The organism is Streptomyces sp. NPDC090032 (assembly GCF_044748025.1).
Lineage (GTDB): Bacteria > Actinomycetota > Actinomycetes > Streptomycetales > Streptomycetaceae > Streptomyces.
In genome coordinates this window covers 211,908-237,422 of sequence record NZ_JBIVFF010000011.1, presented here as the reverse complement: position 1 = coordinate 237,422, position 25,515 = coordinate 211,908, and the positions used below count along the sequence as shown (strand labels likewise).

Annotated in this window: 23 protein-coding genes and 1 pseudogene; 13 read left to right on the top strand and 11 right to left on the bottom strand. The window is 71.3% G+C overall.

What is annotated here, in order from left to right:
- Nucleotides 1-41 precede the first annotated feature (41 nt).
- The 4 genes from ACIPWY_RS27340 (at nt 42) to ACIPWY_RS27325 (ending at nt 4,561) form a co-directional block, all read left to right on the top strand.
- On the top strand, nt 42-1,046 hold the full coding sequence (locus ACIPWY_RS27340; protein WP_401535449.1) for a hypothetical protein: 1,005 nt from the start codon (nt 42-44) through the stop codon (nt 1,044-1,046).
- Nucleotides 1,043-2,296: a sensor histidine kinase gene (locus tag ACIPWY_RS27335; RefSeq protein ID WP_393705545.1), complete on the top strand. Its 1,254-nt coding sequence runs from the start codon at nt 1,043-1,045 to the stop codon at nt 2,294-2,296. Before ACIPWY_RS27340 ends, ACIPWY_RS27335 begins: the two co-directional genes overlap by 4 nt.
- A gap of 25 nt (nt 2,297-2,321) precedes the next feature.
- Nucleotides 2,322-2,981 (top strand): response regulator transcription factor, encoded by a 660-nt coding sequence (locus ACIPWY_RS27330; RefSeq protein WP_362908059.1) that lies wholly within the window; start codon nt 2,322-2,324, stop codon nt 2,979-2,981.
- A 116-nt stretch (nt 2,982-3,097) separates the two neighbouring features.
- Nucleotides 3,098-4,561: a penicillin-binding transpeptidase domain-containing protein gene (locus ACIPWY_RS27325; protein ID WP_362908058.1), complete on the top strand. Its 1,464-nt coding sequence runs from the start codon at nt 3,098-3,100 to the stop codon at nt 4,559-4,561.
- Between the two features lie 64 nt (nt 4,562-4,625).
- Here the strand turns inward: ACIPWY_RS27325 and ACIPWY_RS27320 are convergent, their stop codons facing one another.
- Together ACIPWY_RS27320 and ACIPWY_RS27315 are read right to left on the bottom strand one after the other, a co-directional pair.
- Complete coding sequence (locus ACIPWY_RS27320; protein ID WP_401535446.1) at nt 4,626-5,330, bottom strand: hypothetical protein; 705 nt, start codon at nt 5,328-5,330, stop codon at nt 4,626-4,628.
- Nucleotides 5,331-5,362: 32 nt separating this feature from the next.
- Complete coding sequence (locus ACIPWY_RS27315; protein ID WP_362908056.1) at nt 5,363-6,817, bottom strand: NCS2 family permease; 1,455 nt, start codon at nt 6,815-6,817, stop codon at nt 5,363-5,365.
- Nucleotides 6,818-7,271: 454 nt separating this feature from the next.
- On the opposite strand from ACIPWY_RS27315, the gene ACIPWY_RS27310 reads away from it, so the two are divergent.
- Nucleotides 7,272-7,889 carry an XRE family transcriptional regulator gene (locus tag ACIPWY_RS27310; protein ID WP_362908055.1) on the top strand — a complete coding sequence of 206 codons (618 nt, stop codon included), beginning with the start codon at nt 7,272-7,274 and terminating at the stop codon, nt 7,887-7,889.
- 219 nt (nt 7,890-8,108) lie between these two features.
- On the opposite strand, the gene ACIPWY_RS27305 is transcribed toward ACIPWY_RS27310, so the two are convergent.
- Together ACIPWY_RS27305 and ACIPWY_RS27300 are read right to left on the bottom strand one after the other, a co-directional pair.
- Nucleotides 8,109-8,906, bottom strand: coding sequence for an HAD family acid phosphatase (locus ACIPWY_RS27305; protein WP_362908054.1), 798 nt, complete (start codon nt 8,904-8,906; stop codon nt 8,109-8,111).
- 71 nt (nt 8,907-8,977) lie between these two features.
- Nucleotides 8,978-9,586, bottom strand: coding sequence for a TIGR03086 family metal-binding protein (locus ACIPWY_RS27300; RefSeq protein ID WP_393705904.1), 609 nt, complete (start codon nt 9,584-9,586; stop codon nt 8,978-8,980).
- A gap of 162 nt (nt 9,587-9,748) precedes the next feature.
- Between ACIPWY_RS27300 and ACIPWY_RS27295 the strand changes: the two are divergent.
- Nucleotides 9,749-10,928: pseudogene (locus ACIPWY_RS27295) on the top strand (MFS transporter).
- Here ACIPWY_RS27295 and ACIPWY_RS27290 read toward each other — a convergent pair.
- The 3 genes from ACIPWY_RS27290 to ACIPWY_RS27280 form a co-directional block, all read right to left on the bottom strand.
- Complete coding sequence (locus ACIPWY_RS27290) at nt 10,903-12,255, bottom strand: S28 family serine protease (protein WP_362908051.1); 1,353 nt, start codon at nt 12,253-12,255, stop codon at nt 10,903-10,905. The pseudogene ACIPWY_RS27295 and the gene ACIPWY_RS27290 overlap by 26 nt on opposite strands.
- A 108-nt stretch (nt 12,256-12,363) precedes the next feature.
- Nucleotides 12,364-13,527: a hypothetical protein gene (locus tag ACIPWY_RS27285; RefSeq protein WP_401535442.1), complete on the bottom strand. Its 1,164-nt coding sequence runs from the start codon at nt 13,525-13,527 to the stop codon at nt 12,364-12,366.
- Nucleotides 13,524-14,474 carry a 5-dehydro-4-deoxyglucarate dehydratase gene (locus ACIPWY_RS27280; RefSeq protein ID WP_362908049.1) on the bottom strand — a complete coding sequence of 317 codons (951 nt, stop codon included), beginning with the start codon at nt 14,472-14,474 and terminating at the stop codon, nt 13,524-13,526. The genes ACIPWY_RS27285 and ACIPWY_RS27280 overlap by 4 nt, the downstream gene beginning before the upstream one ends.
- A 229-nt stretch (nt 14,475-14,703) precedes the next feature.
- Here ACIPWY_RS27280 and ACIPWY_RS27275 point away from each other — a divergent pair, with 229 nt between their 5' ends.
- Nucleotides 14,704-15,513, top strand: coding sequence for an NAD-dependent epimerase/dehydratase family protein (locus ACIPWY_RS27275; protein WP_401535439.1), 810 nt, complete (start codon nt 14,704-14,706; stop codon nt 15,511-15,513).
- A 9-nt stretch (nt 15,514-15,522) separates the two neighbouring features.
- Here ACIPWY_RS27275 and lysA read toward each other — a convergent pair whose 3' ends face one another.
- A complete protein-coding gene (gene lysA / locus ACIPWY_RS27270; protein WP_401535437.1) occupies nt 15,523-16,863 on the bottom strand; it encodes a diaminopimelate decarboxylase in 1,341 nt (446 codons plus the stop codon).
- A 14-nt stretch (nt 16,864-16,877) separates the two neighbouring features.
- On the bottom strand, nt 16,878-17,180 hold the full coding sequence (locus tag ACIPWY_RS27265; RefSeq protein WP_362908046.1) for an SAV_915 family protein: 303 nt from the start codon (nt 17,178-17,180) through the stop codon (nt 16,878-16,880).
- A gap of 463 nt (nt 17,181-17,643) precedes the next feature.
- Between ACIPWY_RS27265 and ACIPWY_RS27260 the strand changes: the two genes are divergently transcribed.
- The 6 genes from ACIPWY_RS27260 to ACIPWY_RS27235 all read left to right on the top strand — a co-directional run bounded on the left by ACIPWY_RS27260 (nt 17,644) and on the right by ACIPWY_RS27235 (nt 23,896).
- Nucleotides 17,644-18,405: a DeoR/GlpR family DNA-binding transcription regulator gene (locus ACIPWY_RS27260; RefSeq protein WP_362908045.1), complete on the top strand. Its 762-nt coding sequence runs from the start codon at nt 17,644-17,646 to the stop codon at nt 18,403-18,405.
- Nucleotides 18,406-18,492: 87 nt separating this feature from the next.
- Nucleotides 18,493-19,863: a sugar ABC transporter substrate-binding protein gene (locus tag ACIPWY_RS27255; protein ID WP_362908044.1), complete on the top strand. Its 1,371-nt coding sequence runs from the start codon at nt 18,493-18,495 to the stop codon at nt 19,861-19,863.
- On the top strand, nt 19,860-20,795 hold the full coding sequence (locus ACIPWY_RS27250) for a sugar ABC transporter permease (RefSeq protein WP_362908043.1): 936 nt from the start codon (nt 19,860-19,862) through the stop codon (nt 20,793-20,795). The genes ACIPWY_RS27255 and ACIPWY_RS27250 overlap by 4 nt, the downstream gene beginning before the upstream one ends.
- Nucleotides 20,792-21,622: a carbohydrate ABC transporter permease gene (locus ACIPWY_RS27245; RefSeq protein ID WP_362908042.1), complete on the top strand. Its 831-nt coding sequence runs from the start codon at nt 20,792-20,794 to the stop codon at nt 21,620-21,622. The genes ACIPWY_RS27250 and ACIPWY_RS27245 overlap by 4 nt, the downstream gene beginning before the upstream one ends.
- A complete protein-coding gene (locus ACIPWY_RS27240) occupies nt 21,619-22,608 on the top strand; it encodes a zinc-dependent alcohol dehydrogenase family protein (RefSeq protein WP_401535432.1) in 990 nt (329 codons plus the stop codon). The genes ACIPWY_RS27245 and ACIPWY_RS27240 overlap by 4 nt, the downstream gene beginning before the upstream one ends.
- Before the next feature lie 73 nt (nt 22,609-22,681).
- The gene (locus ACIPWY_RS27235; RefSeq protein WP_401535514.1) at nt 22,682-23,896 is read left to right on the top strand and encodes a TerD family protein; all 1,215 of its coding nucleotides are present in this window, start codon (nt 22,682-22,684) and stop codon (nt 23,894-23,896) included.
- Nucleotides 23,897-24,115: 219 nt separating this feature from the next.
- On the opposite strand, the gene ACIPWY_RS27230 is transcribed toward ACIPWY_RS27235, so the two are convergent.
- On the bottom strand, nt 24,116-24,343 hold the full coding sequence (locus tag ACIPWY_RS27230) for a CarD family transcriptional regulator (protein ID WP_116502770.1): 228 nt from the start codon (nt 24,341-24,343) through the stop codon (nt 24,116-24,118).
- Nucleotides 24,344-24,486: 143 nt separating this feature from the next.
- Nucleotides 24,487-25,506 carry a 1-aminocyclopropane-1-carboxylate deaminase gene (locus tag ACIPWY_RS27225; RefSeq protein ID WP_362908040.1) on the bottom strand — a complete coding sequence of 340 codons (1,020 nt, stop codon included), beginning with the start codon at nt 25,504-25,506 and terminating at the stop codon, nt 24,487-24,489.
- Nucleotides 25,507-25,515 lie beyond the last annotated feature (9 nt).

Genomic DNA, 25,515 nt, shown 5'->3' with positions numbered 1-25,515 from the left:
GGCAGGACGTGCGGCGGGGGCCGGGGCGGGAGCGTGGACGTATGACGCGCACACTCGCTCCCGCTCCGCGCACCGCTCCCGCACCCCGCGCCGGCCGGCTCCGACGCGCACTTCGGGCGGTCGCCGTCGTGTCCTGTCTGCCCTATCTCGGGCTCAAGGCCGCCTGGATCGCGGGCAGTCACGTCGGGATCCCCGACGGCAGCTCGCTCCTCGACCACCGCGCGTCGATGGTCGTGGCCAACTCCCTCGGCGTGGTCCTCGACAGCTTCGTGATCGTCCTCGCGCTGCTGCTGACCCGGCCGTGGGGGCGACGCGTCCCGGCCTGGCTCCTCGTCGTCCCGATGTGGGTGGCGACCGGTCTCCTCGCCCCGATCATGACCGGGTACCCGCTCCAGCTGATGGTCAGGGCGTTCGGCGGATCCGTGAACCACAGCGGGTCCAAGGGCGCGCCCTTCCTCGACGAGTGGGTGTTCGGGGTCGTCTACACCGGCTTCATCCTTCAGGGGCTCGCCCTCGGCGCCCTGTTCGCTCTGTACGCGCGCGACCGCTGGGGCCACACATGGCGCGGCCCGGTCCGGGAGCTGCCGCGTCCCCCGGCCGACGCCGCCGGGCGGATCCTCGCGGTCGCCGCGGCCGTGGTCGCCCTGTTCCCCCTGGCCCTGCACCTGCTGTGGGCGTGCGGCGCGGCCACCGGCCTCAACTCCGCCCGGATCGCGGACCGTACAAGTGACTTCTACGTCCTCGAGGCGACGGACGTGTTGTTCCTGGCCGCCGCCGTGCTCGGCGCCCTGGCCCTCGCCTTCCGGCGCGGCGGCGGCCTGCCCGCGAAGCTGCCGCTGGCCCTGGCGTGGGTCGGCTCCGGGGCCGTGACCTGCTGGGGCGGCTGGCTCGCGCTCGCCTCCCTCGCCGGCGTCGACGACATCACCCGGCGGCCGACGCCGGTCATGAACCTCACCTACGCTGTCCAGATGACCTCCGGGATCCTCGTCTGCGCCGTCGGCGTGCGCTTCCTCGCGGGCCGCGCGGAGCGACGTACGGCGTCATGAGGGCCTTCTGGGACGCCCTCTTGGGGCGGCGGGCGCGCCGGAGGTGGATCCATCTGATTCTCGGCGGCGCGCTGGCCATGCCGTACGTCCTGGTGGGTTCCGTCGTCGTCGGGCCGCTCACCGGCGTGAGCGATGTCTTCACCTCTCTGACGCTCCAACTCGGCTCGTTCGCGGTGGGGTTGCCGCTCGCCGCCGTCACGGCGCTGTTCCCGCTGACCCGGCCGATGTCGGTGGCGGCGGTGCGCGCGCTGTGCGGGGTGCCGGCCGACGCGCTCGCCGACGGGCCGCCCCACAGTCGCGCCGCGCGGGCGCGGACCGCCGCCTGGTTCACGCTGCACCTCGGGTTCGGCGGGGTGCTCAGCGGGATGACGCTCTCGGTGCCCCCGTTCGCGGTGACACTGATCGCCCTTCCCTTGTTCGCCGGGCTGCGTGACTCGTCCCTGGCGCTGCCCGAAGTCCTGCACCACGCCTGGGCGTTGGCGCTCGCCCCGGTCGTCGGCGCGGCGATGCTCGTGGCGCTCGCGGGCTGCGCCGCGGTGGCCGGCGGCCTGCTGGCGCGGTGGGCGCCCGCGCTCCTCGGACCGACGCCGGCCGACCGGCTCGCCGTGGCCGAGCGCCGCGCCGCCGACCTCGCCGTACGCAACCGGCTCGCCCGCGAGCTGCACGACTCGGTGGGCCACGCCCTGAGCGCGGTCACCCTCCAGGCGAGCGCGGCCCGCCGCGTCCTCGACCACGACGCGGAGTTCGTGCGCGAGGCCCTCGCGGCGATCGAGGACACCGCGCGGCGCACCGTCGGCGAACTCGACGCCGTACTGGGCGTGTTGAGGGAGGCGGACGACCCCGCGTCCACGGCGCCCGCGCCGACCCTCGCCGGCGGCCTGGACGGGCTGCTGAGCCGCACGAGGGCCGGCGGCCTGCGCGTACAGGCGGATGTCGCGGCCCTCGACCCGGCCGCGCTGCCGCCCCTGGTGTCCCGCGAGGCGTACCGGATCGTGCAGGAGGTGCTGAGCAACGCGCTGCGGCACGCGGGCACGCCGCTCGCGCTGCGCCTCGCGCGCGACGGCGACGACCTGCTGATCACCGCAGAGAACCCGCTGCCGCCGCACCCGCCGCACGCCCGCCCCGGCGGCGGCCATGGCCTGCGCGGCATCGCGGACCGGTCCCGGCTGCTCGGCGGCACCACCGAGGCCGGCCCCGCGGACGGTGCGTGGCGCGTGTCCGTACGGCTGCCGCTGAAGGCGAGCGCATGAGGATTCGCAGGAGAGGAACCACCCCATGACCCCGACCACCACGATCCGTGTCGTCCTCGCCGACGACGAGCGCATGGTGCGCAGCGCCCTGCGCGCCATCCTGTCCGCCGAGGACGGCATCGAGGTCGTGGGCGAGGCCGCGACCGGCGCCGAGGCGGTGTCCGTGGTGCGCGAGCTGGCGCCGGACGTGGTCCTCATGGACGTACGGATGCCGGGGGTCGACGGCATCCGCGCCACGGAACGGATCCTCGGGTCGATGGCCGGGCCCCCGCGGATCGTCGTGGTCACCACCTTCGAGAACGACGCGTACGTGTACGAGGCGCTGCGCGCCGGGGCCGCCGGGTTCCTCCTCAAGCGGGCCGAGGCGGACGCGCTTGTGCAGGCGGTGCGCCTCGTCGCGCGGACCGACTCGCTGCTGTTCCCCGCGGCGGTGCGTGCCCTCGCCGCGGAGTACGGGCGCGCCGAGCCCGCGGCACCGGCGTGGGTGGCGCGGCTCACGGGCCGCGAGAGCGAGGTGCTGCGGCACATGGCGGCGGGCCTGACGAACGCGGAGATCGCGCGGCGGATGGAGGTGGGCCCCGCCACGGTGAAGACCCATGTGGCGGCGGTCCTCGCGAAGACCGGAGCCCGGGACCGAACGCAGGCGGTGATCGCGGCGTACGAGGGCGGCTTCATGAAGGCGTGAGCCTCGCGACAGCGACCGCGTCCGGGCCGGCGTGACGCGGATCTCTTGATGAGGATTCACTGAGAACCGGGCCGGAACGGAACGATTCGCTCTCCCTCGCTCGTCTTCTGTGCGGGATGAACAAGACGATCAGACGCGCCTCGGTCTTCTGTCTGCTCCTCGTGCTCGCTCTGCTGGTGAGGGCGACGTGGGTGCAGTTCTACGACGGCCGGGCCCTCGCGGACAACAAGGACAACCGGCGGAACGTGATGGAGCAGTACGCGTATCCCCTGGGCGACATCATCGTGGGCGGCGAGGCGGTCACCGGTTCGAAGAGAACGGACGGCGGCAGCGACCTCGCGTACAAGCGCACGTACAAGGACGGCGATCTCTATGCGGGTGTGACCGGCTTCAGCTCGCAGGTGTACGGGCAGACGCAGCTCGAGGGCATCTACCAGGACATCCTCGACGGGACGGACACCCGGCTGAAGAACCCCGTCGACGCGGTCACCGGCAAGCACACCGAGCCGGGTGACGTGGTCACGACCATCGACCCGTCGGTGCAGAAGGCGGCGTACCGCGCGCTCGGCGACAAGAAGGGCGCGGCCGTCGCGATCGACCCGAAGACCGGGAAGGTGCTCGGTCTCGTCTCGACGCCGTCGTTCGACCCGTCGAAGATCAGCGGCTCGGACCCGTCCACGGACGGCAAGGCGTGGACGGCGCTGTCGAACGACAAGGACCAGCCGACGCTGAACCGCGCGATCAAGCAGGCGCTGCCGCCCGGGTCCACGTTCAAGCTGGTCGTGGCGGCGGCCGCGCTGGAGGACGGGCTCTACTCGTCGGTGGACGCGAAGACCGACAGCCCGAATCCGTTCCGTCTGCCGGGCACGACCACCGACCTGAGGAACGAGAGCGCGTCCGCGCCCTGCGAGGACGCGTCGATCCGCACGGCGCTGCGCTACTCCTGCAACAACGTCTTCGGGAAGATCGCCGTCGACCTGGGCCAGGACAAGGTCAGGGCGATGGCGGAGAAGTTCGGCTTCAACGACGCCGAGCAGGACATGCCGGTCAGAGCCTCGAAGAGCGTGTACCCGAAGGACATGGACAAGGCGCAGACGGGCCTGTCGGGCATCGGCCAGTTCGACGTGACGGCGACCCCGCTCCAGATGGCGATGGTCTCGGCGACGATCGCCAACGGGGGCGAGCAGGCCTCGCCGCACATGGTCTCGCAGGTCACGGACGCCGACGGCAACGCGATCAAGAGCTTCGCCGACGGTGACAACACGCGCGTGGTCAGCACGTCCACGGCCTCGCAGCTCCGGTCCGCGATGGAGACGGTCGTCACGCAGGGCACCGGTACGAACGCGCAGATCGCGGGCGCGACGGTGGGCGGCAAGACGGGTACGGCCCAGCACGGCGAGAACAACAGCAAGACGCCGTACGCCTGGTTCACGTCGTACGCGAAGGACGACTCCACCGGCAAGGAGGTCGCGGTGGCGGTCGTGGTGGAGCAGTCGGACGCGGCCCGCTCGGAAGTGAGCGGCAACGGCCTGGCGGCGCCGATCGCGAAGGCGATGATGTCGGCGGCCCTCAAGGGATAGACGAGGGACGGACGGGGGCTCGGTGGTGGGCCGGAACACGTGTTCCGGCCCACCGCCGTGTCGGCTAACGGCGCCGGCCGCGTACCGCCCAGGCCGTCACCGGCGGCACCAGCGCTCCCGCCGGCAGACCCACCGCGAGGCCGACGCCGAAGCCTGTGCCGGTGCTCGCCGCCACCACGGCACCGGCGACGAGGACCAGGGCGCCGCCCATGAGTGCGTAGCCGCGCCGGCGCCCCGGGAACGTGGCGCGCCACGGGGCCGGCGGCGGTTCGGACGGCGCGGGCTCCGGGCCGGCGCCCGCCGCCTTCTCACGCTTGAACCACGCGTACACGACCCAGCTGCCGCACGGCTCCCACCCGTCGGGCGAGAGCCGCTCGCCGAGCCGTCCACCGGCCCCGGTGACCAGCTCGCGCCGGTACTCCCAGCGCCGCGGCCGCTCCGGGTCGCGATGACTGACGAACCGGCCGAGCGGGTCGACCCGCTCGACCTCCCAGCCCTCGTCGCCGAAGCGGTTGAGCAGGTCCTCGTCGGCGTAGGTGTCGGCGAGGAACCGCCAGGTCTCCAGGTGCTCGTCGGCAGGGACGGCGGCCCCGGACGGGGCGAGGCGCCGGGCGAACGCGTCGACCGGGCCGAAGGCCGTCTCCGGGTCCGCTGCCCCGGCCTGCGCCAGATGCGCCGCGAGATCGGCGACCGTGGCCGCGACATGCTCCGGCGGAAGCCCGTGCTGATCGCGCAGCAGGTCGGCGAGGCGGTCGAGATAGCCGGTCACGGCACACGAGCCTAGATCACGGCCCTACGCCGTCACTTGACGCCGAGCAGCTGCTCCACGGGGTCGATCGCGAAGTACACGAGGAAGAGCGCGGCCGCGCCCCACAGCAGCCAGTGCACCTCACGCGCCTTGCCGAGGGATGCCTTGATGACGACGTACGAGACGAAGCCCGCGCCGATGCCGTTGGTGATGGAGTACGTGAACGGCATGACGGCGATGGTCAGGAACGCCGGGATGGCGATCTCGAACCGCTCCCAGTCGATGTGCTTGACCTGCGTCATCATCAGGAAGCCGACCGCGATCAGGGCGGGCGCCGCGGCCTGCATCGGCACGATCGTCAGGACCGGGGTGAGGAACAGGGCGAGGGCGAACAGGCCGCCGGTGACCAGGTTCGCGAAGCCGGTGCGCGCGCCCTCTCCGACACCCGCGGCCGACTCGACGTACGTGGTCGCCGAGGAGGCGGAGGCGGCGCCGCCCGCGACGGCGGCCACGCTGTCGATGAACAGCACGCGGCCGACGTTCGGCACCTGGCCGCGCTCGTCGAGCAGTCCGGCCTCGGCCGTGATGCCGACGACGGTGCCCATGGTGTCGAAGAAGTCCGACAGGATCAGGGTGAAGACGAACAGCACGACCGTGAGCGTGCCCACCTGGCCGAAGGCACCGAACAGGTCGAAGTGCCAGAGGAGGCCGAAGTCCGGTGAGGCGACGAACTTGTCCGGCACCTGGGGCACGGTGAGACCCCAGGACTTGACGTCGGCGAGCTCGTTGACCGCGATGGCGACCAGTGTCATCGCCACGATGCTGATGAGGATGGCGCCCTTCACCTTGCGGGCGAGCAGCACGATCGTCAGGAGCACCCCGGCGCAGAACACCAGCATGGGCCAGCCGGTCAGGGTGCCGGTGCCGAGCTGTACCGGCACGGTGGTGTTCGCGACGTCCGGAATGCGGGTGACGAAACCGGAGTCGACGAAGCCGATGAAGGCGATGAACAGGCCGATGCCGACACTGATGGCCTGCTTGAGCGGCTGCGGAATGGCGTGCATGACCGCTTCGCGCAGGCCCGTCAGGACCAGGACGCAGATCAGCAGGCCCTCGAGCACGATGAGCCCCATCGCGTCGTCCCAGGACATCTGGGGCGCGAGCTGGAAGGCGACGACGGCGTTGAGCCCGAGGCCCGCCGCGAGCGCGAGCGGCAGATTGCCGCCGACGCCCATGATCACGGTCATCACCGCGGCCACCAGGGCCGTGGCGGTGACGAGTTGGACCGGATCGAGCTGATCGCCGAACTTGTCCTTGGTGCTGCCGAGGATGATCGGATTGAGGACGAGGATGTACGCCATCGTGAAGAACGTGGCGAATCCGCCGCGTATCTCCCTGCCGAACGTCGAACCGCGCTCCGATATACGGAAGTAGCGGTTGACGGCACTGCCCGATCCCGCGGGGGGCGCGGTGGCGGAATTCACCGGGCCGGTCGCGCTGGTCTGCATGACTTCTCCAGGCTCTACAGCGATCTGAGGATCCAGAGATCCAGGGATCCCGGCGTGCCGTACCGCACACCAGGGACAATTCGCTCGTGGGTTTCACCCATCACCGCACCGTGTGAGCCATGGACGAACACCCACACGGGCGAGACCGGATCATACGCGCGCTTACGGGAACCGAATTCCCTTCCAATGGGCACTTGTTCCGGCTATTTGCCGATAACGGAGCATCACATTCCGCCAACAGATCTCCCCGAGGTCCCCCGATCCGCCTCCGCGCCCTGTCGGTTCCTACGAAATCCCGCTTCCACTGTCCGCCTAAGTCCTGATTGCAGCGGAACAGTCGAAAACCGGCCACCGGAACAGTCCTTACTCTGTGCTGGTGCATCGTCACCCGACAGCGGATCCGACACCCCCCTTCAACGCCCGAGCCGCACGCACCATGCGGGAGAGCCTCGGGATGGCTCCCGGTCACGTGGCGTACGGCATGCGCGCGTCGTACGGAATGAGTCACGTCACCGCGGACCACATCACCGCCTGGGAGCGCGGCACCGCGCTGCCCACTTCGACCGAACTCACCGCGTTGGCCGGTGCGTTGTGGTGCGCGCCCAACCAGCTGATCGGCGCCCCGCGGACCTTGCGGGAGCATCGTCTGGCCCGCGGCCTGGCCGTCGAGGACGTGGCCCGCGGCGTCGGCCTCGACGTCGGCGCGTACCAGCAGATGGAGGCGACCGGTCAGTGGGGTGGCAACAGCCGCCAGTCCGCGGCACTGGCCTCTGTACTCTCCCTGGCCCCACGGGACCTGATCGCCATCACGGGCCGCGAGGACGACCTGGCGCAGCTGCTGCGGGACGCCGTCAGCACCCGCTGGCAGGCACACATCCGCGGGATCGCCAAGCTGCTCTCGATGGAACGCCGTGACCTCGACGGCGCGTTGCGCGAAATGCACCAGGAGTACCAGACCCTGATGACGGCGACGCTGAGCCGGGCGGGCGGTTCGGTCGCCTCGGGCGAGGCGGGCCAGCGCTATCTCGACGACATCGTGGACACCTTCTGGCACCGGGTCCCGACCGCGTAGCCGCCGCGGCCCGCAGGAACGCCGCGGCGCGCACCGGCAGCCGGCAGCTGAGGCCCTAGGGGCTGTCCCGAAACTCCTGGCGGGCGCGCGGCGTCAGCTACGGCACCTCGCCGCGTTGCCGGAACGCCCGAATACATCCAGTATGCGGGCTCCCTTTCGCCTTGCGAGGCACCGCATCTGACGCCGCGGGCCGATCCACCAGGGGTTTCGGGACAGCCCTTAGCTCACGTAGTACGTCGGGTTCGGGAACTTGTACGTCTTGTCGGCGTAGCCGCCCTCGAGGTCGGAGTGCTGGTCGCCGAAGTTGCCGACGATGTCGTAGCCGAGCGACTCGATGTGCTTGCGGGTGCCGGACTTGTACTGCACGGTCGTGCAGTTCCAGGCGCTCGCGGTGGCGCAACCGCTCAGGTACGCGGGCGGGTTGGCCTTGTCCTTCAGGAACACGTGGCCGGCGTCGAGGTTGACGTCGATGCCGACCTTCTCGAGGTTCTCGACGGCGGCTGCGCGCTGCGCCTCGCTCAGCCCGGAGTTGTAGAAGACCTCGACGCCCTTGGACTGCGCGTACGCGATGAGTCCGGGCGTCCCGAACACGGCGGGCCGGTCCGCCTTGGCGACGTACTCCTTCCAAGTGGCGTCGTTGTAGACGTAGTTGGTCTTCTTCTCGTAGTCGAGGCTGAGGAGAAGGGTGTCGTCGATGTCGAAGACGACGGCGGGCCTGTCGCCCTTGTGATGGTGCCGGGCGGCGGCCTTGGCGATCTGCTTCCTGGCCCCGGCCTCGATGCGCGCGAGGTCCTGGGCGTACTGACTGGACGGAGAGGCCTGGTAGACACCGTCCGCGTCGAGGGAAGCGCCGTAGTAGGAGTCGATCTCCTTCACGAGCTGCCCGATGTTCTCGGGCTCGGCGGTGGCGTGCTGCGGGGCCGGTCCGGCGCCGGCGACCCCTGTCCCGTAGAGGGCGGCACCCGCGAGAGCCACGGAGGCCGCGACGGCGGCGGAGATGCGTGTGGTCTTATGCATGACAGGTTTCTACGCGCGTCACACGCACCGACGCGAGGCGCTTTACCCGATCGATATGTGATCCCCCGACGTCAGGCGGCCGGCTTCCACCCCGGGTCGCGGCCGCTCAGGCCCACCACCCGGTCGAGCAAAGTCGCCGCGTCGTCCACCTGGACCACCGGGCCGAAGATGGCGCGGCGGGGGCCCTCGGCGGATTGGAGCAGGAAGGCGTGGGCACCTTGCAGCGCCGCCTCGTCAGGTGCGTACTCCTGACCCGTGGCCTTCGCCAGGTCCCAGGAGTGCACGACGAGTTCGTCCAGGGCCACGAGCGCCGCGACCGCACCGGGCAGGTCGACCCCGCCGGCCCGGGTCATCCCCTGCCAGGCCTCCGGGTCGCGCCAGGTCTCCGCGAGTTCGTCGAGCGCCTTGGCCAGCGCGTCGCGCCAGCCGTCCGTGATGTCGGGCAGGTACGCCGTGGGGCTCGTGTCCGTCGCCGGTCCCAGGTTCTTGCGTCCTGCGTCGCCGAAGGCGACGGTCAGTCCGAGGATGTGCCCGAGCAGGTTGCGCACCGCGTACTCCGGACACGGGGTGGCCAGACCCAGCTGGTCCTCGCGCACTCCGTCCGCGAGGCGCGCCACGATCCGTGTCTGCGGGCCGAAGTCCACCATCTGCTGCGCCGTCCGGTCGGTCGCGTCGGTCATGCCGGCTCCTTGTTTCGGGACTCGCAATGTCAGGACTCGCATTGCGTACTCATCTGTAGACCCCGGCGCCGCCCGAAAATCATCGCCGCACCCATATGCCGCACCCGTGCAGGGCATCCTCCCGATCCACCGCCGGGGGCCCTAGCACCACGATGACCTGGCATGACGTCCACTCCTACCGCCACACGGGGCGGCTCTCGGATGCTCCTGACCGGCATCGTCGTCTCCGGGTTCGGGACGTCCGCCTTGTGGCCGGCCTCCGGGATCTGGGTGAAGGATCTGACCGGCTCGGACAGCCTCGCCGCGCTGTGCGCCTTCGCGCTGTGGGCGCCCACGCTCGCCGGTCCCCTGCTCGGCACGGTCGTCGACCGCACCCGGCGACGGCCCCTCCTCGTCGGCGCGAACCTGGGCCTCGGACTGCTTCTCCTGTCCCTGCTCGCCGTCGGCTCGGCGGGCCGGCTGTGGATCCTGTTCGCGGTCCTCGTGGTGTACGGGGCATGCGGCGTCGTCACCGACGCGGCCGAGGCCGCCCTCGTCCCGGCCGTCGTCGGCAGGGACGCGCTCGGTGACTTCAACGGGCTGCGGATGACGGCCGACGAGGGCATGAAACTCGTCGCCCCGCACGCGGGCGCGGGCCTCTTCGCGGTGTACGGAGGCGGGGGCGTGACCCTCCTCGACGCCGCGTCCTTCGCCGCGGAGGCCGGGCTGTACGCGCGGCTCCGGGTACGGGAGCCCGCGCCGGCCCGCCCCGCCGCGGGCGTGTGGGCCCGCACCGCGGAGGGCGTACGCGCGCTGTGGCGGCAGGAGCGGCTGCGCCCCCCTCGTCCTGGCCGCCGCGGCCACCATGCTCCTGGCGGGCCTGAACGGCGCCACGCTCTACGCGGTCGTCGACGGCGGCCTCGGCCGCTCCCCCTCGTACGCGGACGTCCTGTACGCGGTGCAGGGCGCCGGGTCGGTCGTGGCCGGGCTCGTCGCGGGACGGCTCCTGCGGCGGGTCGGCGAACGCCGGTTCGCGGCGGCGGGCATCGCCTTGTTCGCGGCGGGCACGGGCCTGCGCGCGCTGCCGTACGACGCGGTGGCGCTCGGGTGCAGCGCCGCGATCGGCATGGGCCTGCCCTGCGTCCTGATCGCGGCGCTCACCGCGGTCCAGCGCGAGACCCCGGACGCCCTCGTCGGCCGCACCGTGGCGACCGCGAACACGCTGATGTTCGCGCCGAACGCGGTGGCCCTGGCGATGGGCGCGGGCCTCGTCGCGGTCGTGGACCACCGCGTCCTGCTGCCGCTGCTCGGCGCGGCCGGACTCGCGCTCGCGTGCGCTACTGCACGCCGGCCCAGCGCTTGACGGTGGCGACGGCCTTGGCCTGTTCGTCCGCGGGCAGCTTGGCGATGGACGCGCCGTGGTTGGAGCCGGGCACCACGTAGCGGTACGAGTCGTGCCTGCTCGGGGTGAACTTCTCGGCGCTCCACGGGTCGTTCTGCCCGTACACGAACATCATCCGCTCGCCGCGCGTCTTGACCCACTTGTCGACGCCGGAGATCGCCGAGCCGTCGTAGGTGCCGCGCATCGCGGCGGGCAGGACCGAGTTGGGCTGGTAGATGTCCGGGTAGTGGCGGACGTCCTTGAGGTGCTTGAACTTGAGGTCGGCCCAGCCGAGTTGGGTGGCGGCCTGCCGGTAGTAGGGCCCGGTGCCGTTCGTGCCGAGGGTCTCGTCCTGGTAGACGCTGAAGCCGTGCCCCTTCGACCAGGTGTAGAGCTCGTCGTCGGTGGCCTTCCTGGCGTCGGGCACGGTCGGGCAGTCGTCGATCGTGCCGCTCTGCCAGAAGTTCCAGACCTGGTCGAGCACGGCGAACTCGTAGGCCCTGTCGGTGGTTCCGAGGGTCTCCTCGAAGGTGTCACCGGCCGCCGCCGCGTCGGCCTCGAACTTCGGGACGAGGGCGTCGCGGCGCACCAGCATCTCGCGCTGTACGGCGTTCAGGGCGGCGCGGCACTCGGGCGTGCCGACGGTCCTGAAGAAGCCCTCGTAGCCGCTGTCGTCCTTGTTGTTCGCGTCGTTCGGGGCGACGAACGCGACGACGGCGTCGAGGTCCTTCGGGTAGAAGCGCTCGTGGTACGTGGCGGTCATGCCGCCCTTGCTGCCTCCCGTGCCGAGCCACTTGCCCTTCTCGATGGTGCGCAGGGCCTGCGTGACGCGGTGCTCGTCACTGGATTCCTGCCAGACCGTGAGCTTGGACCAGTCGTCGCCCGCCGCGCCCTTGGGGCGGGACTCGGCGAAGTAGCGGTGCTCGATGGAGACCTGGTTGGCGTCGAGCAGCTTGGTGATCTCGCGGGTGCTGGAGGAGAGGGTGTAGCCCCCGGTGTAGAAGACGGTGGGCTTGGCGGCCGCCTTGTGCCAGAGCGTGAGGCGCTGCGTGAACGTGCCGGCCTTGGGGTTGCTGTGGTCCACCGGCTGCGCGTAGGTGAGCGTGTAGAAGGGGTAGCCCTCCTTATCGGTCACCGAGACGACCGACATTCCAGGGATGGCCGCCAGCTGCGCCTGGATGTCCTCCTGTTGGGCGGCGGCGCCGGCCACGTCCCCGTGCGCCGCCGCCGCGGGCACCGTCCCGCCGAGCACCGCCGCGCCCGCCATCATCCCCGCGCACAGCAGGGCGGCCGCCCCCTGGCTACGCACCTGACCGCGAGCCTGTCTGCGGCCCTGGCTCCACCCCTTGTTACGCACGCGCACCTCGTGTCCCCTCCGTAGGAAGCGTCGATCGTGGTGCGCGGATGGTAACCGTTTTCAGGCCAGGTCCGACAGGCCCTCCGCGATCAGTTCCAGATCGCTGTCCGAAGCCAACCCGGCGTGATAGAGCCGCAGTTCGGTGGCGCCGAGTCCGGCGGCGCGCCGGGCGTCGGCGGCGAGTGTGCCGGGGCTGCCGCCCATCCCGGCGACCACGGTGAGGTTGGCGGCCACGACTCCCCTGCCCTGAGCGGCAAAGGGGGCCAAGAGTCCGGGGCCGCCGGTGCACGGCACGACCACGCCGTCCGCGACCGCGAGGATGTGCGCCGGGTCCACGCCCGCGTTCGCCCCGCAGTGGTACGACGCCGGGTCGGCGTGCAGCAGGATACGGAAGCCGTCCGGGGCCTGCGCGCGAACCGCGGCGACGGCGTCCTCCTGGAGGGTGCGGGCGACACCGTCGCGCCACGCGCGCGTGCCCGCCGCCGCGCGCACCCCGAGCAGTTTCTCTACCGCATCCCAGCCGCCGTCCTGCGTACCGTCCCCGCGCCACAGGGGTTCCAGCGCCCGCCGGACGTCGCCCGCCAGCTCCGCGGCGTCCAGGCCGTGCCGGCCGTATCCGGCGCGGCACGAGGGGCAGAAGCAGAGCGACATCAGGTACTGGCCCGCGTCGCCGAGGCCGACGCCCGCGGTCTTGTCGTGGGCGTGCAGATGCCCGAGCCCGTACCAGCCGAGGGATTCGAGTTCGGTGCCCTGCGCGCCGGGCCGCACGGCCGCCTCCGCCGCCAGGTCGACGAGGTACGCGCGCGTGGCGGGCTGTGCGATGCAGGGGGCCCACGGGTAGCGGTCGCCGTAGGCGTTGACGACGGAGGTGTCCGGGTGTTCCGCGCCCAGGCGGGAGTTGTGGGCGAGGACGACCCAGGTGTGGACGTCGAGCCCGGCGCCCGCGAGCGCCTCGGCGGCCTGCCCGAAGGCGTCCCCGGGTGCCCAGTCCCCCGCCTCGTACGGCCGCAGGTCCCGGCCCTGCCAGCGGTCGCCCGGCGCGTAGAGGACCGCGGCGTGTTCGGCCGTGACGACGCGGTGGTGCGGGTGACGGGGCGTCAGGGCGCGGGTGGAGTGGTAGGCGGAGGCCAGGGTGGCCTGCTGGACGCCGAGGCCGGCGATGCGGCCGGCGGCTTCGGGGTCGCCGTTGACGTCCCAGGGGTAGACGAAAGCGGACGCCCTCACTTCTGGTCCCCCGTCTCCGCCAGGAGCGCGCGGCCGCGCTCGACGATGCCGGCGAGCCGCTTGACGTGGTCGTCGGTGGGCTCGTGCAGGGGCGGGCGCACCTCGCCGACGTCGAGGCCGGTGAGCCGGACCCCGGCCTTGACGAGGGAGACGGCGTAGCCGCGGCCTTCGTTGCGGAGTTCGACGAGCGGCCGGTAGAAGCCGTCGAGGAGGCGGTTGGCCGTGGTGTCGTCGCCGGTGCGCAGGGCCGTGTGGAAGGCGAGGGCGATGTCGGGTGCGAAGCAGAAGACGGCGGAGGAGTACAGGCCGACGCCGATGCCGCGGTAGGCGAGGCCGGTGAGTTCGGCGGTGGGCAGGCCGTTGAAGTAGAGGAAGTCGGTGAGTCCCTCGGCGCGTACGGCGCTGATGGTGCGCTGGAGCAGGTCGAGGTCGCCGAGGCCGTCCTTGAGGCCGAGGATCTTGGGGTGGCGGGCGAGGGCGACGGCGGTCGCGGGCGTGAACACCGCGTTGTCGCGCTGGTAGACGATGACCTCCAGCGAGGTCGCGTCGGCCAGCTCCGAGTAGTGGCGCAGCAGGCCCTCCTGGCCGGCGACCACGAGGTAGGGCGGCATCGCGAGGAGCCCGTCGGCGCCGGCTTCCTCGGCGAGGCGCGCGTAGTGCACGGCGAGGGCCGTGCCGTACCCGGCGCCCGCGACGACCGGCACCCGTCCCCCGGTCTCCTCGACGGCCGCGGCCACGCACGCCTGGAACTCCTCGGGGGTCAGGGCGTGGAACTCACCCGTTCCGCAGCACGCGAAGACGGCGGCGGCACCGGCCTCGACGCCCTGGCGCACATGGGTGCGGAAGGTGTCGAGGTCGAGGGTGCCGTCGGGGCCGAAGGCGGTGACCGGGAAGAACAGCGGCCCGCTGGGGATGCTGAGTCGAGCGGCGAGAGGGGCTGACGTCACGGGCTCTCCCTGAGCGTGCACGGTTCTGATTTGCGTCTATATTTCTGAACACACTCACGCTAATCCGCCCCCGGGGCGCGGGTCAAGCACGCTAACTCGCATCCTGGCAACGGATTTCGAGCCTCCGCGGGGGCCTTGACTACCCCCGGAGGCAATCTTTAGCGTGTCCATGGTTGTGAATGCCGTGCATGAATACGGCCACGTGGCTGACCATCGAGGAGACTCCCGCATGCCCGCTCCCCGCACCGTCCTGCTCACCGGAGCCGCCGGCGGCCTCGGCACCCTGATGCGCGGACTGCTCCCGGCCTACGGCTACGAGCTGCGCCTCCTCGACGCCCGCCCGATCGAGGGCGAGCCGGACGCGATCACGGCCGACCTCGCGAACCGGGACGCCCTGCGCGAGGCCGTGCGCGGCGTCGACGCGGTCATCCATCTCGCGGGCATCTCCCTGGAGTCCACCTTCGACAAGATCCTCAAGGCGAACATCGAAGGGCTCTACAACCTCTACGAGGCCGCCCGTGAGGAAGGCGTGCGCCGCATCGTGTTCGCCTCGTCGAACCACGCGATCGGCTACACGCCCCGCCCCGCGGACGGCGAACCGCGCGTGCCCCTCGACACGCCCCGCCGCCCCGACACCTACTACGGCCTGTCCAAGTCGTTCGGCGAGGACCTCGCGCAGTTCTACTGGGACAAGTTCGGCCAGGAGACCGTGTCCGTGCGCATCGGCTCGTGCTTCATGGAGCCGACGAACGTACGGATGCTGTCGGTGTGGCTGAGTCCGGGCGACGGCGCGAGGCTCTTCGACGCGGCGATCAGGGCCGAGGGCGTCGGGCACACGGTCGTCTACGGCTCGTCCGACAACACGCGCGTGTGGTGGGACCTCTCCCCGGCGCGGGCGCTCGGTTACGAGCCGCAGGACGACTCGGAGCAGTTCGCCGAGAAGCTGATCGCCGAGTTCGGCGAGCTGGACCCGGCCAACCCCGACCACACCCGGATGGGCGGGCAGTTCGTGACGGACCCGCCCATCTGGCCGTACTGAGGCGGCAGTTCACAGCCCTGTGTCGCGGCTCCTGAGGTCCTCCGCCGACTCGCGACGCACCAGGAGCCTGGCTCGCCCGTCCGCCACGGCGACGACGGGCGGCCGTCCCACCAGGTCGTACCCGGACGCCATCGACAGGTGGTAGGCGCCCGCCACGGGCACGGCGAGGAGGTCCCCGGGCCGTACGTCGTCCGGCAGGGGCACGTCCGCGGCGAGCACGTCGCCCGCCTCGCAGTGCCGGCCGACGACCGTCACCGGGCGCGTGGCCGCCGTGGAGCGCCTACCGACCAGGCGGGGTGCGCAACGGACGCCGTACAGCGCGGGCCTCGGGTTGTCGCTCATGCCGCCGTCGACGGCGACGAAGACGCGGGCGCCGGTGCGCTTCACGGCGAGCACCCGGTACAGGGCGACACCCGCGCGGGCGACGACGGCCCGGCCGGGCTCGACGGCGAGACGCGGCACAGGAAGGTCCGACTGCGCGCACGCGTCGGCGAGTTCGCGGCGCACGCGGCGGGCCAGCTCCGGCACGTCCAGCGGGTGCTCGCCGGGCCGGTGGGCGACCGCGTGGCCGCCGCCGATGTCGAGTTCGGGCAGCGTGATCCCGTGCCGGTCCCGGATCCGGGCCATCAGGCCGACGAGGTGGCGCACGGCGACGACGTACGGCTTCACGGTGTCGATCTGCGACCCGATGTCGCAGTGCAGTCCGGTCAGTTCGAGCCCCGGCTGCTCGACGAGGCGTGTCACGGCGTGCATGGCGGAGCCGTCGGCGATGGACAGGCCGGACTTCCGGCCGTCCGTCCCGTCGCGGATCGCGGCGTGCCCGCCCGCGGCGACGCCCGGCACGACGCGCGCCATGACGCGCTGCCGGGTGCCCTGGGGGACGTACGCGGCGAGGCGGGCGATCTCGGAGGTCGAGTCGACGACGATGCGGCCCACGCCGTGCCGCAGGGCCGCGCTCAGGTCGTCGGGGCTCTTGGCGTTGCCGTGGAAGACGATCCGCTCGGGCGGCAGGCCGGCGACGACGGCGAGCTCCAGCTCGCCCGCCGAGCACACGTCGAGCCCGAGGCCCTCCTCGTGGACCCAGTGGACCATCGCGCGGCACAGGAAGGCCTTGGCCGCGTAGAGGACGTCGGCGCCGGGGAAGGCGCTGCGGTAGGCGCGGCAGCGTTCGCGCACGTCCGTCTCGTCGAGTACGTGGACGGGGGTGCCGAACTGCTCGGCCACGTCGCGCAGTTCGACCCCGGAGACGGTCGGGTCGCCGTGCGGGCCCCGGACGGTGGTGGCGGGCCAGACGGAGAGATCGTCCGGCGACTGGGCGGGGAGGGCGGTGGCGACGGTCGTGACGGCCATGTGGACCGGCCCCCTCAGCCGCGGCGGCCGGCGGTCGCGGCCGCCGGGTGCGGGTCGACGGTGAGCTCGGTGACGCCCACGGGTCCGGTGAGGGCCCGCAGGGCGGGTTCGGCGAGCCTGATCCACGGCTGCTGGGGGCCGAGCACGTCGACGAGGAGGCGCTCGCTGGTGAATCCGACGGCGGTGCGGCCGCCGAGCGCGGTGCGGAAGAGGCGGGTCGCGCAGGTCCCGGGTCCCGGCCGGACGGGGACGAACAGGGGTCCGGCCGGGGTGGGTTCGCAGGGCTCGGCGTCGTCGGCTTCGATGCGGTCGTTCACGGCTGCTCCTGAGTGGTGACGGGAGAGTGCTGACTGCCGGAGCGTGCTGGCGAAAGGCCGCTCCGGCAGTGACGGTATGCCCGTCCGGCCCCTCCCCCGCCCCGCCGATGACGCACTGTTGACGCCTTCTCGGCACTCCTTGACGCAAAGCGAACGCGGCAGGCGGGCAGCGAACGGGCGGCGGCTGTCCCCCGAACGGACATCGCCGTGCCCGCTTACGCGTGCCGCCCCAGGTCCGCGACGGGCACACGCCGGCGCGAACGGGCACAGACGGGCAGCATCGGACCGGTAACGAACCTGGTCACGGCCGCGGGCCCGCTGTACAAATTTCCCAGAGTCATCGCAGGGTCCGAACGGGCGGCGGAACCGGACACCGGGCAGAGCCGCACAACCCGGACCGCACAAACCCGGGCCGCACAGCCCGGACCGCATGAGTAAGGCCCCGCACAGAGAGGTGCACAGCATGAGCGCGGAGGAACGCCAGCGGGAGATCGTGCGCGCCGCACGCCGCACGGGCTCCGTCGACGTCACCGTGCTCGCGGCCGAACTGGGCGTCGCGAAGGAGACCGTACGGCGCGACCTGCGGGCTCTGGAGGACCACGGGCTGGTGCGGCGCACGCACGGCGGCGCCTATCCCGTGGAGAGCGCCGGGTTCGAGACGACGCTCGCCTTCCGCACCACCATGCACGTCCCGGAGAAGCGCCGGATCGCCGCCGCGGCGGCGGAGCTGCTCGGGGACGCGGAGACCGTCTTCGTCGACGAGGGGTTCACGCCCCAGCTCATCGCCGAGGCCCTGCCGCGGGACCGGCCGCTCACCGTGGTCACCGCGTCGCTGGCCACCGCGGGGGCGCTGGCGGAGGCGGACAACACGACGGTGCTGCTGCTCGGCGGCAGGGTGCGGTCCGGCACCCTCGCCACGGTCGACCACTGGACGACGAAGATGCTCGCCGGGTTCGTGATCGACCTGGCGTACATCGGCGCCAACGGCATCTCGCGTGAGCACGGTCTGACCACGCCCGACCCCGCGGTCAGCGAGGTCAAGGCGCAGGCCGTGCGGGCGTCGAGGCGCACCGTGTTCGCGGGCGTGCACACCAAGTTCGGCGCGGTCAGCTTCTGCCGGTTCGCGACCGTCTCCTCGATGGAGGCGATCGTGACCAGCCTGCAGCTGCCCGCGTCCGAGGCTCACCGCTATGCGTTGCAGGGGCCCCAGGTCATCCGCGTCTGACACCCCCTGCCTGCGTACTCCGACGGGTTCCGCACACCCCGGCGTACCCCTTTCCTCCCCATTTGCCTCATACGTTCAGGAGCATTCATGCGAACCCAGAGCCGACGGAGGCCGCGCGCGCTGTGCGCCGCGGTCGCCGCAGGGACGCTGCTCACCCCGCTGCTCTCCGGCTGCTGGGCCGGTGCCGGCGGGACCGGCTCGGGCGGTGACTCCATCAACGTCCTGATGGTGAACAACCCGCAGATGACCGAGCTGCAGAAGCTGACCGCCGCGCACTTCACCAAGAAGACCGGCATCAAGGTCAACTTCACCGTCCTGCCGGAGAACGACGTCCGCGACAAGATCAGCCAGGACTTCGCCAACCAGGCGGGCCAGTACGACGTCGCGACGCTGAGCAACTACGAGATCCCGATCTACGCCCGCAACGGCTGGCTGCACGAGCTGGGTTCGTACGCGAGCAAGGACACCGCGTACGACGAGCGGGACATCCTGAAGCCGATGCGCGAGTCGCTCACCGGGGACGACGGCAAGCTCTACGGCCAGCCGTTCTACGGCGAGTCGTCCTTCCTCATGTACCGCAAGGACGTCTTCACGAAGAAGGGGCTGCGCATGCCCGCGCACCCCACCTGGCAGCAGGTCGCCGACCTCGCCGCGAAGGCGGACGGCGCCGAGCCCGGGATGAAGGGCATCTGCCTGCGCGGTCTGCCCGGCTGGGGCGAGCTCATGGCACCGCTGACGACGGTGGTGAACACCTTCGGCGGCACCTGGTTCGACAAGAACTGGAAGGCGCAGCTCACCTCGCCCGGATTCGAGAAGGCGACCCGCTTCTACGTCGACCTCCTCCGCAAGCACGGCGAGTCCGGAGCGGCCCAGTCCGGCTACGCGGAGTGCCTCAACAACCTCACCCAGGGCAAGACCGCCATGTGGTACGACGCCACGGCCGCGGCCGGTTCGCTCGAAGCCGCGAAGTCCCCGGTCAAGGGCAAGATCGGCTACGTACCCGCGCCGGTCGAGAAGACCGAGAACTCGGGCTGGCTCTACACCTGGGCCTGGGGCGTGCAGAACGCCTCGCGCAACCCCGACAAGGCGTGGAAGTTCGTCTCCTGGGCGTCCGGCAAGGGCTACGAGAACCTGGTCGGCAAGGAGATCGGCTGGTCGAACGTGCCGGCCGGCAAGCGCGCCTCGACCTACGCCAACCCCGAGTACCGCAAGGAGGCCGGCGCCTTCCAGGACGTCATGCGCGCGGCCATCGAGGGGGCCCGCCCCCGTGACCCGGGCGTCCAGCCGCGGCCCGCGCCCGGCATCCAGTTCGTCGGCATCCCCGAGTTCACCGATCTCGGCACCAAGGTCTCGCAGGAGATCAGCGCGGCCATCGCCGGGCGCCAGTCGGTCGACACGGCCCTGAGGAAGTCCCAGAAGCTCGCCGACGAGATCGCGAAGGAGTACGAGGGACGATGACCGCGACCACGACCGTTCCCGTCGCCCACGCGCGCGTGGGCACCGCCAAGACCCCCGGCCGGCTGCGCGCCTGGGCCACCAGGGCCCCGCTCCTGCCCGCCCTCGTGTTCATGATCGTGGTGACCCAGCTGCCCTTCGTGGCGACGCTGGTGATCTCGTTCTTCGACTGGAACGCCCTGTATCCGGACGCCCGCCACTTCGCCTGGTTCGCCAATTACAGCGACGTGCTCACCGATGCGGACCTGCGCAAGTCCGTCCTGACGACGATCCTGCTGACCGCGACGGTCGTCATCGTGAGCCTGGTCGTCGGACTCGGCCTCGCGCTGCTCCTCGACCGGAAGTTCCGCGGCCGGGGCCTGGTGCGCACGCTCCTCATCGCGCCGTTCCTGCTGGTCCCCGTCGCCGCCGCGCTGCTGTGGAAGCACGTCCTGTACAACCCCGAGTACGGGCTCCTCAACGGCCTGCTGCACTACGTCGGCGGCCCCCAGCCCGACTGGATCTCCAACACCCCGCTGCTCGCCGTCGAGACGGCCCTGGTGTGGCAGTGGACGCCGTTCATGATGCTGATCCTGCTCGCGGGCCTCCAGTCGCGCTCCCCCGAACTCATCGAGGCGGCCCGCATGGACGGCGCCGGCAACTGGCAGGTCTTCCGGTATCTGACGCTGCCCCACCTGCGCCGCTACCTCGAGCTGGGCGCCCTGCTCGGCTCGGTGTACATCGTGCAGAACTTCGACGCCGTCTTCACGATCACCTCGGGCGGCCTCGGCACCGCCAACCTGCCGTACACCGTCTACCAGAGCTTCTACCAGGCCCACGAGAACGGCCTCGCGTCGGCCGCCGGCGTCCTGGTCGTCATCGGTTCGATCATCATCGCGACGTTCGCGCTGCGCGTGGTGTCGTCGCTGTTCCGTGAGGAGGCGTCCCGCGCATGAATCTCCGTCCACCGCGTGTCAAAGGGCTCGGGCTCGTCGCCTGGCTCGCCGGCATCCTGTTCTTCCTGCCCATCGCCTGGATGGTGCTGACGTCCTTCCACTCGGAGGAGAACGCCGCCACCAACCCGCCCTCGTTCGCGGCCTCCCTCACCCTCGACGGCTACCGCGACTTCTTCGGCACGGCGGGCGGCCCGAGCCCGTGGCCCGCGCTCGTCAACTCGACGGTGGCATCGCTCGCCTCGACCCTGTTCGTCCTGGTCCTGGCCCTGCCGGCCGCGTACGCACTGTCGATCCGGCCCGTGAAGAAGTGGACCGACGTCCTGTTCTTCTTCCTGTCGACGAAGATGCTCCCCGTCGTGGCGGGCCTCCTGCCGATCTACCTGTTCGCCAAGAACGCCGGGATGCTCGACAACATCTGGCTCCTGGTCATCCTCTACACGTCGATGAACCTGCCGATCGCGGTGTGGATGATGCAGTCGTTCCTCGCCGAGGTGCCGATCGCGGTCATCGAGGCCGCGCGGATCGACGGGGCGCGCCTGCCGACCCTCCTCGCGCGCGTGGTAGCCCCCATCGCCATGCCGGGCATCGCCGCGACCGCGCTGATCTGCTTCATCTTCAGCTGGAACGAACTCCTCTTCGCGCGCGTGCTCAGCGGCGTCGTCGCCCAGACCGCGCCCGTCTTCCTGACCGGCTTCATCACGAGCCAGGGCCTGTTCCTGGCGAAGGTGTGTGCCGCGTCCCTCGTTGTCTCCCTGCCGGTACTCGCCGCGGGATTCGCCGCCCAGGACAAACTGGTCCAGGGCCTGTCGTTGGGAGCTGTGAAATGAAGGCCGCCGTCATCGAGTCCGTCGGCAAGGCAGTGGTCACCGAGGTCCCCGACCCCACACCAGGACCACGTGACGTCGTCGTGGAGGTCGCGGCGTGCGGGCTGTGCGGCACCGATCTGCACATCCTCCAGGGCGAGTTCGCGCCGACCCTGCCGGTGGTCCCCGGCCATGAGTTCGCGGGCGTGGTCGTCGGCCTCGGGCGTGACGTGCGCGAGCTGTCGGTCGGCGACCGCGTCGCCGTCGACCCTTCCCTGTACTGCCACGAGTGCCGCTACTGCCGCTCGGGCCACAACAACCTCTGCGAGCGGTGGGCCGCGATCGGCGTCACCACCGCCGGCGGCGCGGCCCAGTACGCCGTCGCGCCCGTCGCCAACTGCGTACGCCTCCCGGAGCACGTCCGCACGCAGGACGCGGCCCTCATCGAGCCCCTGTCGTGCGCCGTGCGCGGCTACGACGTACTGAACTCGCGCCTCGGCTCCCATGTGCTGATCTACGGCTCCGGGACGATGGGCCTGATGATGCTGGAGCTCGCCAAGCGGACCGGCGCCGCGAGCGTCGACATCGTGGACCTCAACGCGGACCGGCTCACCACCGCCCGCAAGCTGGGCGTCTCGGGGTCCGGGGCGAACGCGGACGAGCTGGACCGGCCGCAGGGCTGGGACGTCGTCATCGACGCCACGGGCAACGCGGGCGCCATCCAGGACGGTCTGGAGCGGGTCGCGAAGGCGGGGACGTTCCTCCAGTTCGGCGTCGCGGACTACGCGACGCGCGTGTCCATCGACCCGTACCGGATCTACAACCAGGAGATCACCATCACCGGCTCGATGGCCGTCCTGCACAGCTACGAGCGGGCCGCCGAGCTGTTCGCGGGCGGTGTCCTCGACCCGGACGTGTTCATCAGCGACCGGCTGCCGCTCGACGCGTATCCGCAGGCGCTCGACCAGTTCGCGTCAGGGGTCGGGCGCAAGATCGTGGTGGTGCCGTGAGCCATCGGTGCGAAGTCGTCGGCAGGTAAGGGAACGGCAAAGCCGTATCGCTCGTTACCCCGGCATGACCGCTATGACCCCCGGCTCGAACATCCCGCTGTCCACCGCCCGCGTGGCGGTGGACGTCGCCGCCCCGGTGCGGCTCGACGTCTCGGGCCTGCTGCTCACCGCCGACGGCAAGGTGCGTTCCGACGACGACTTCATCTTCTACAACCAGCCCTCGGGCCCGGGCGTGACCTACCGCTCGGGCGGCGGCACGGCACCGGACGCGATCGTGGTGGACACGGCCGCCGTGCCGCCGGGCATCGAGAAGATCGTCGTCACCGCGAGCCCGGACGCGGCGGACCAGACCTTCCAGGGCATCGAGCCCACGGCCACGATCAGGGGCGCCGACGACGGCTCCGTGCTGGCCACGTTCACGCCGCCGCAGCTCGGCGCCGAGACGGCCCTGGTGGTCGTCGAGATCTACCTCCGCAACGGCGCGTGGAAGGCCCGCGCGGTGGGCCAGGGCTATGCGAACGGTCTGGCGGGCATCGCCACGGACTTCGGCGTGAGCGTCGAGGAGCCCGCCGCCCCGGCACCGGCCCCCGCGCCTGTACAGCCCACACAGCCCGTGCAGGCCATGCCCGCGCCGACCACTCCCCCGGTCGACCCGCGTGTGGCGCCGCCCGCCCCGGCAGCCGCACCCGCCGCCCCCACCCCGGGTGCCGGGAAGATCAATCTGGACAAGGGCCGCGTCAGCCTCCAGAAGAACCAGACAGTGTCCCTGGTCAAGGGCGGGCAGCCGCTGCTCTCGCAGGTCAAGATGGGTCTCGGCTGGGAGCCCGCGTTCCGCGGCAAGGACATCGACCTGGACGCGTCGGTCATCGCCTTCGGCCCCCAGCGCAACCACGTGGACAGCTGCTACTTCGGCAAGCTCTCCATCGTGAACGGCGCGATCAAGCACTCCGGCGACAACCTCACGGGCGAGGGCGGCGGGGACGACGAGGTCATCGTCGTCGACCTGGGCCGGATCCCGCAGGAGGTGACGGGCCTGGTGTTCACGGTGAACTCGTTCTCGGGCCAGAAGTTCACCGAGGTCGCCAAGGCGTACTGCCGGCTCATCGACGCGGCGACGGGCGAGGAGCTGGTCCGCTTCGACCTGACGAACGCGGAGGCGCAGACGGGCGTGATGATGGCGAAGCTCATCCGCCAGTTCTCCGGTGAGTGGGACATGACGGCCATGGGCGACTTCGTGAAGTCGCGGACGGTACGCGGCATGGTCAAGCCGGCGGCGCAGGCCCTCTGAGAACGACCTGAAGCGCAGGCGCACCGACACGCACAGTCCCTCGCTCATGCGAGCGACGGGTTGCCACCGGGATCCGGGGCGTCACGAGGGGTGACGGGCGGACACGACAGAGGCGGCCGGCGGCACGGAATCCCGTGTTGCCGACCGCCTCTTGGCGTCAGCCTCCGAAACCGTGGACACGACCCCCGAATCCAGGGCGCGCCCGAAGCGTCGGATACGTCAGAGCTTGGACAGCTTGGAGAACGGGCTCAGGAATCGGCCCTGCTGCCCGGCGAAGTCGATGAGCACGGCTTCGTCGCCCTCGACCCCGATGATCCTGCCGAGGCCGTACTGATCATGGGAAACGCGGTCGCCCACGGCGAACTGCTCGACCGGCGGAGCGGGCTTTGCCGGGACGTTGAAGGGGCTGCCCGGAAGGTGGCGGCGCGTACTGGGGGGCCTTGTCATTCAATGAGTATGCGCCCCGCGCCCCCGCGGACACCACGCCTACGTGCTCACACTTCGGTGACGATGTCCGTGAAGCACCCCTCGCGACCTGCGCTCACCTGCGCCTGAGCCCCTCCGGCACGGGCTTTTTGCAGCGACGCAGATCACTGGAAAAGCGCGCTGTACGCGTTCAGGGCGGGCTGGCCGCCGAGGTGGGCGTACAGGACGGTCGCGTCGGGGCCGATCTCTCCCCGGGCGACCAGGTCGATCATCCCGGCCATCGACTTCCCCTCGTACACGGGATCGGTCACCATGCCCTCCGTGCGCGCCGCCAGTCGCATCGCGTCGAGGGTGGCCGCGTCGGGGACACCGTACGTACCCGCGTGGTACCGCTCGTCGAGCTCGACGTCGTCCTCGGTCAGCTCCCTCCGTACGCCGATGAGCCGGGCCGTGCCCCGGGCGATCCGCAAAATCTGCTCACGGGTGCGGTCCGGTTCGGCGGAGGCGTCGATGCCGAGGATGCGGCGGGGGCGGCCGCCGGACTCGACGAGCGCCGCGCACCCCGCGATCATCCCCGCCTGGGTCGACCCGGTGACCGAGCAGACGACGACGGTGTCGAAGAAGACGCCCGACTCCTCTTCCTGCTCGGCAAGTTCGTAAGCCCACTGGGCGAATCCCAGGCCGCCGAGGCGGTGTTCGGAGCAGCCGGCCGGGATCGCGTACGGGCGGCCGCCCGCCTCCTCCACCTCGCGCACGGCCTGCTCCCAGCTCTCCTTCACGCCGATGCCGAACCCGGCCCGCACCAGACGCACCTGCGCGCCCGCGAGCCTGGAGATGAGGATGTTGCCGACCTTGTCGTAGACGGAGTCGGGCCACTCGACCCAGCTCTCCTGCACGAGAACGCACTTGAGGCCCGCGCGGGCCGCGACGGCCGCGACCTGGCGGGTGTGGTTCGACTGCACCCCGCCGATCGACACGAGCGTGTCGCAGCCCTGCGCGAGCGCGTCCGCGACGAGGTACTCCAGCTTGCGGGTCTTGTTCCCGCCGTACGCGATCCCGGAGTTGCAGTCCTCCCGCTTGGCCCAGAGCGCGGCCCCGCCGAGGTGGGCGGTGAGCCGGTCCAGCGGGTGCACGGGCGAGGGGCCGAAGAGCAAGGGGTAGCGCTCGTACGCATCGATCGTCACGGGACCTCC

Bases quoted from the DNA above. Each gene is read 5' to 3' on its own strand.
- ACIPWY_RS27310 (WP_362908055.1), top strand. From the start codon at position 7,272: ATGGCTCCCGGTCACGTGGCGTACGGCATGCGCGCGTCGTACGGAATG.
- ACIPWY_RS27245 (WP_362908042.1), top strand. From the start codon at position 20,792: ATGAATCTCCGTCCACCGCGTGTCAAAGGGCTCGGGCTCGTCGCCTGG.
- ACIPWY_RS27315 (WP_362908056.1), bottom strand. From the start codon at position 6,817: ATGCAGACCAGCGCGACCGGCCCGGTGAATTCCGCCACCGCGCCCCCC.
- ACIPWY_RS27300 (WP_393705904.1), bottom strand. From the start codon at position 9,586: ATGACCGACGCGACCGACCGGACGGCGCAGCAGATGGTGGACTTCGGC.
- lysA (WP_401535437.1), bottom strand. From the start codon at position 16,863: ATGGCCGTCACGACCGTCGCCACCGCCCTCCCCGCCCAGTCGCCGGAC.
- ACIPWY_RS27240 (WP_401535432.1), top strand. From the start codon at position 21,619: ATGAAGGCCGCCGTCATCGAGTCCGTCGGCAAGGCAGTGGTCACCGAG.
- ACIPWY_RS27250 (WP_362908043.1), top strand. From the start codon at position 19,860: ATGACCGCGACCACGACCGTTCCCGTCGCCCACGCGCGCGTGGGCACC.
- ACIPWY_RS27230 (WP_116502770.1), bottom strand. From the start codon at position 24,343: ATGACAAGGCCCCCCAGTACGCGCCGCCACCTTCCGGGCAGCCCCTTC.
- ACIPWY_RS27235 (WP_401535514.1), top strand. From the start codon at position 22,682: ATGACCCCCGGCTCGAACATCCCGCTGTCCACCGCCCGCGTGGCGGTG.
- ACIPWY_RS27340 (WP_401535449.1), top strand. From the start codon at position 42: ATGACGCGCACACTCGCTCCCGCTCCGCGCACCGCTCCCGCACCCCGC.
- ACIPWY_RS27305 (WP_362908054.1), bottom strand. From the start codon at position 8,906: ATGCATAAGACCACACGCATCTCCGCCGCCGTCGCGGCCTCCGTGGCT.
- ACIPWY_RS27255 (WP_362908044.1), top strand. From the start codon at position 18,493: ATGCGAACCCAGAGCCGACGGAGGCCGCGCGCGCTGTGCGCCGCGGTC.
- ACIPWY_RS27335 (WP_393705545.1), top strand. From the start codon at position 1,043: ATGAGGGCCTTCTGGGACGCCCTCTTGGGGCGGCGGGCGCGCCGGAGG.
- ACIPWY_RS27330 (WP_362908059.1), top strand. From the start codon at position 2,322: ATGACCCCGACCACCACGATCCGTGTCGTCCTCGCCGACGACGAGCGC.
- ACIPWY_RS27275 (WP_401535439.1), top strand. From the start codon at position 14,704: ATGCCCGCTCCCCGCACCGTCCTGCTCACCGGAGCCGCCGGCGGCCTC.
- ACIPWY_RS27325 (WP_362908058.1), top strand. From the start codon at position 3,098: ATGAACAAGACGATCAGACGCGCCTCGGTCTTCTGTCTGCTCCTCGTG.
- ACIPWY_RS27260 (WP_362908045.1), top strand. From the start codon at position 17,644: ATGAGCGCGGAGGAACGCCAGCGGGAGATCGTGCGCGCCGCACGCCGC.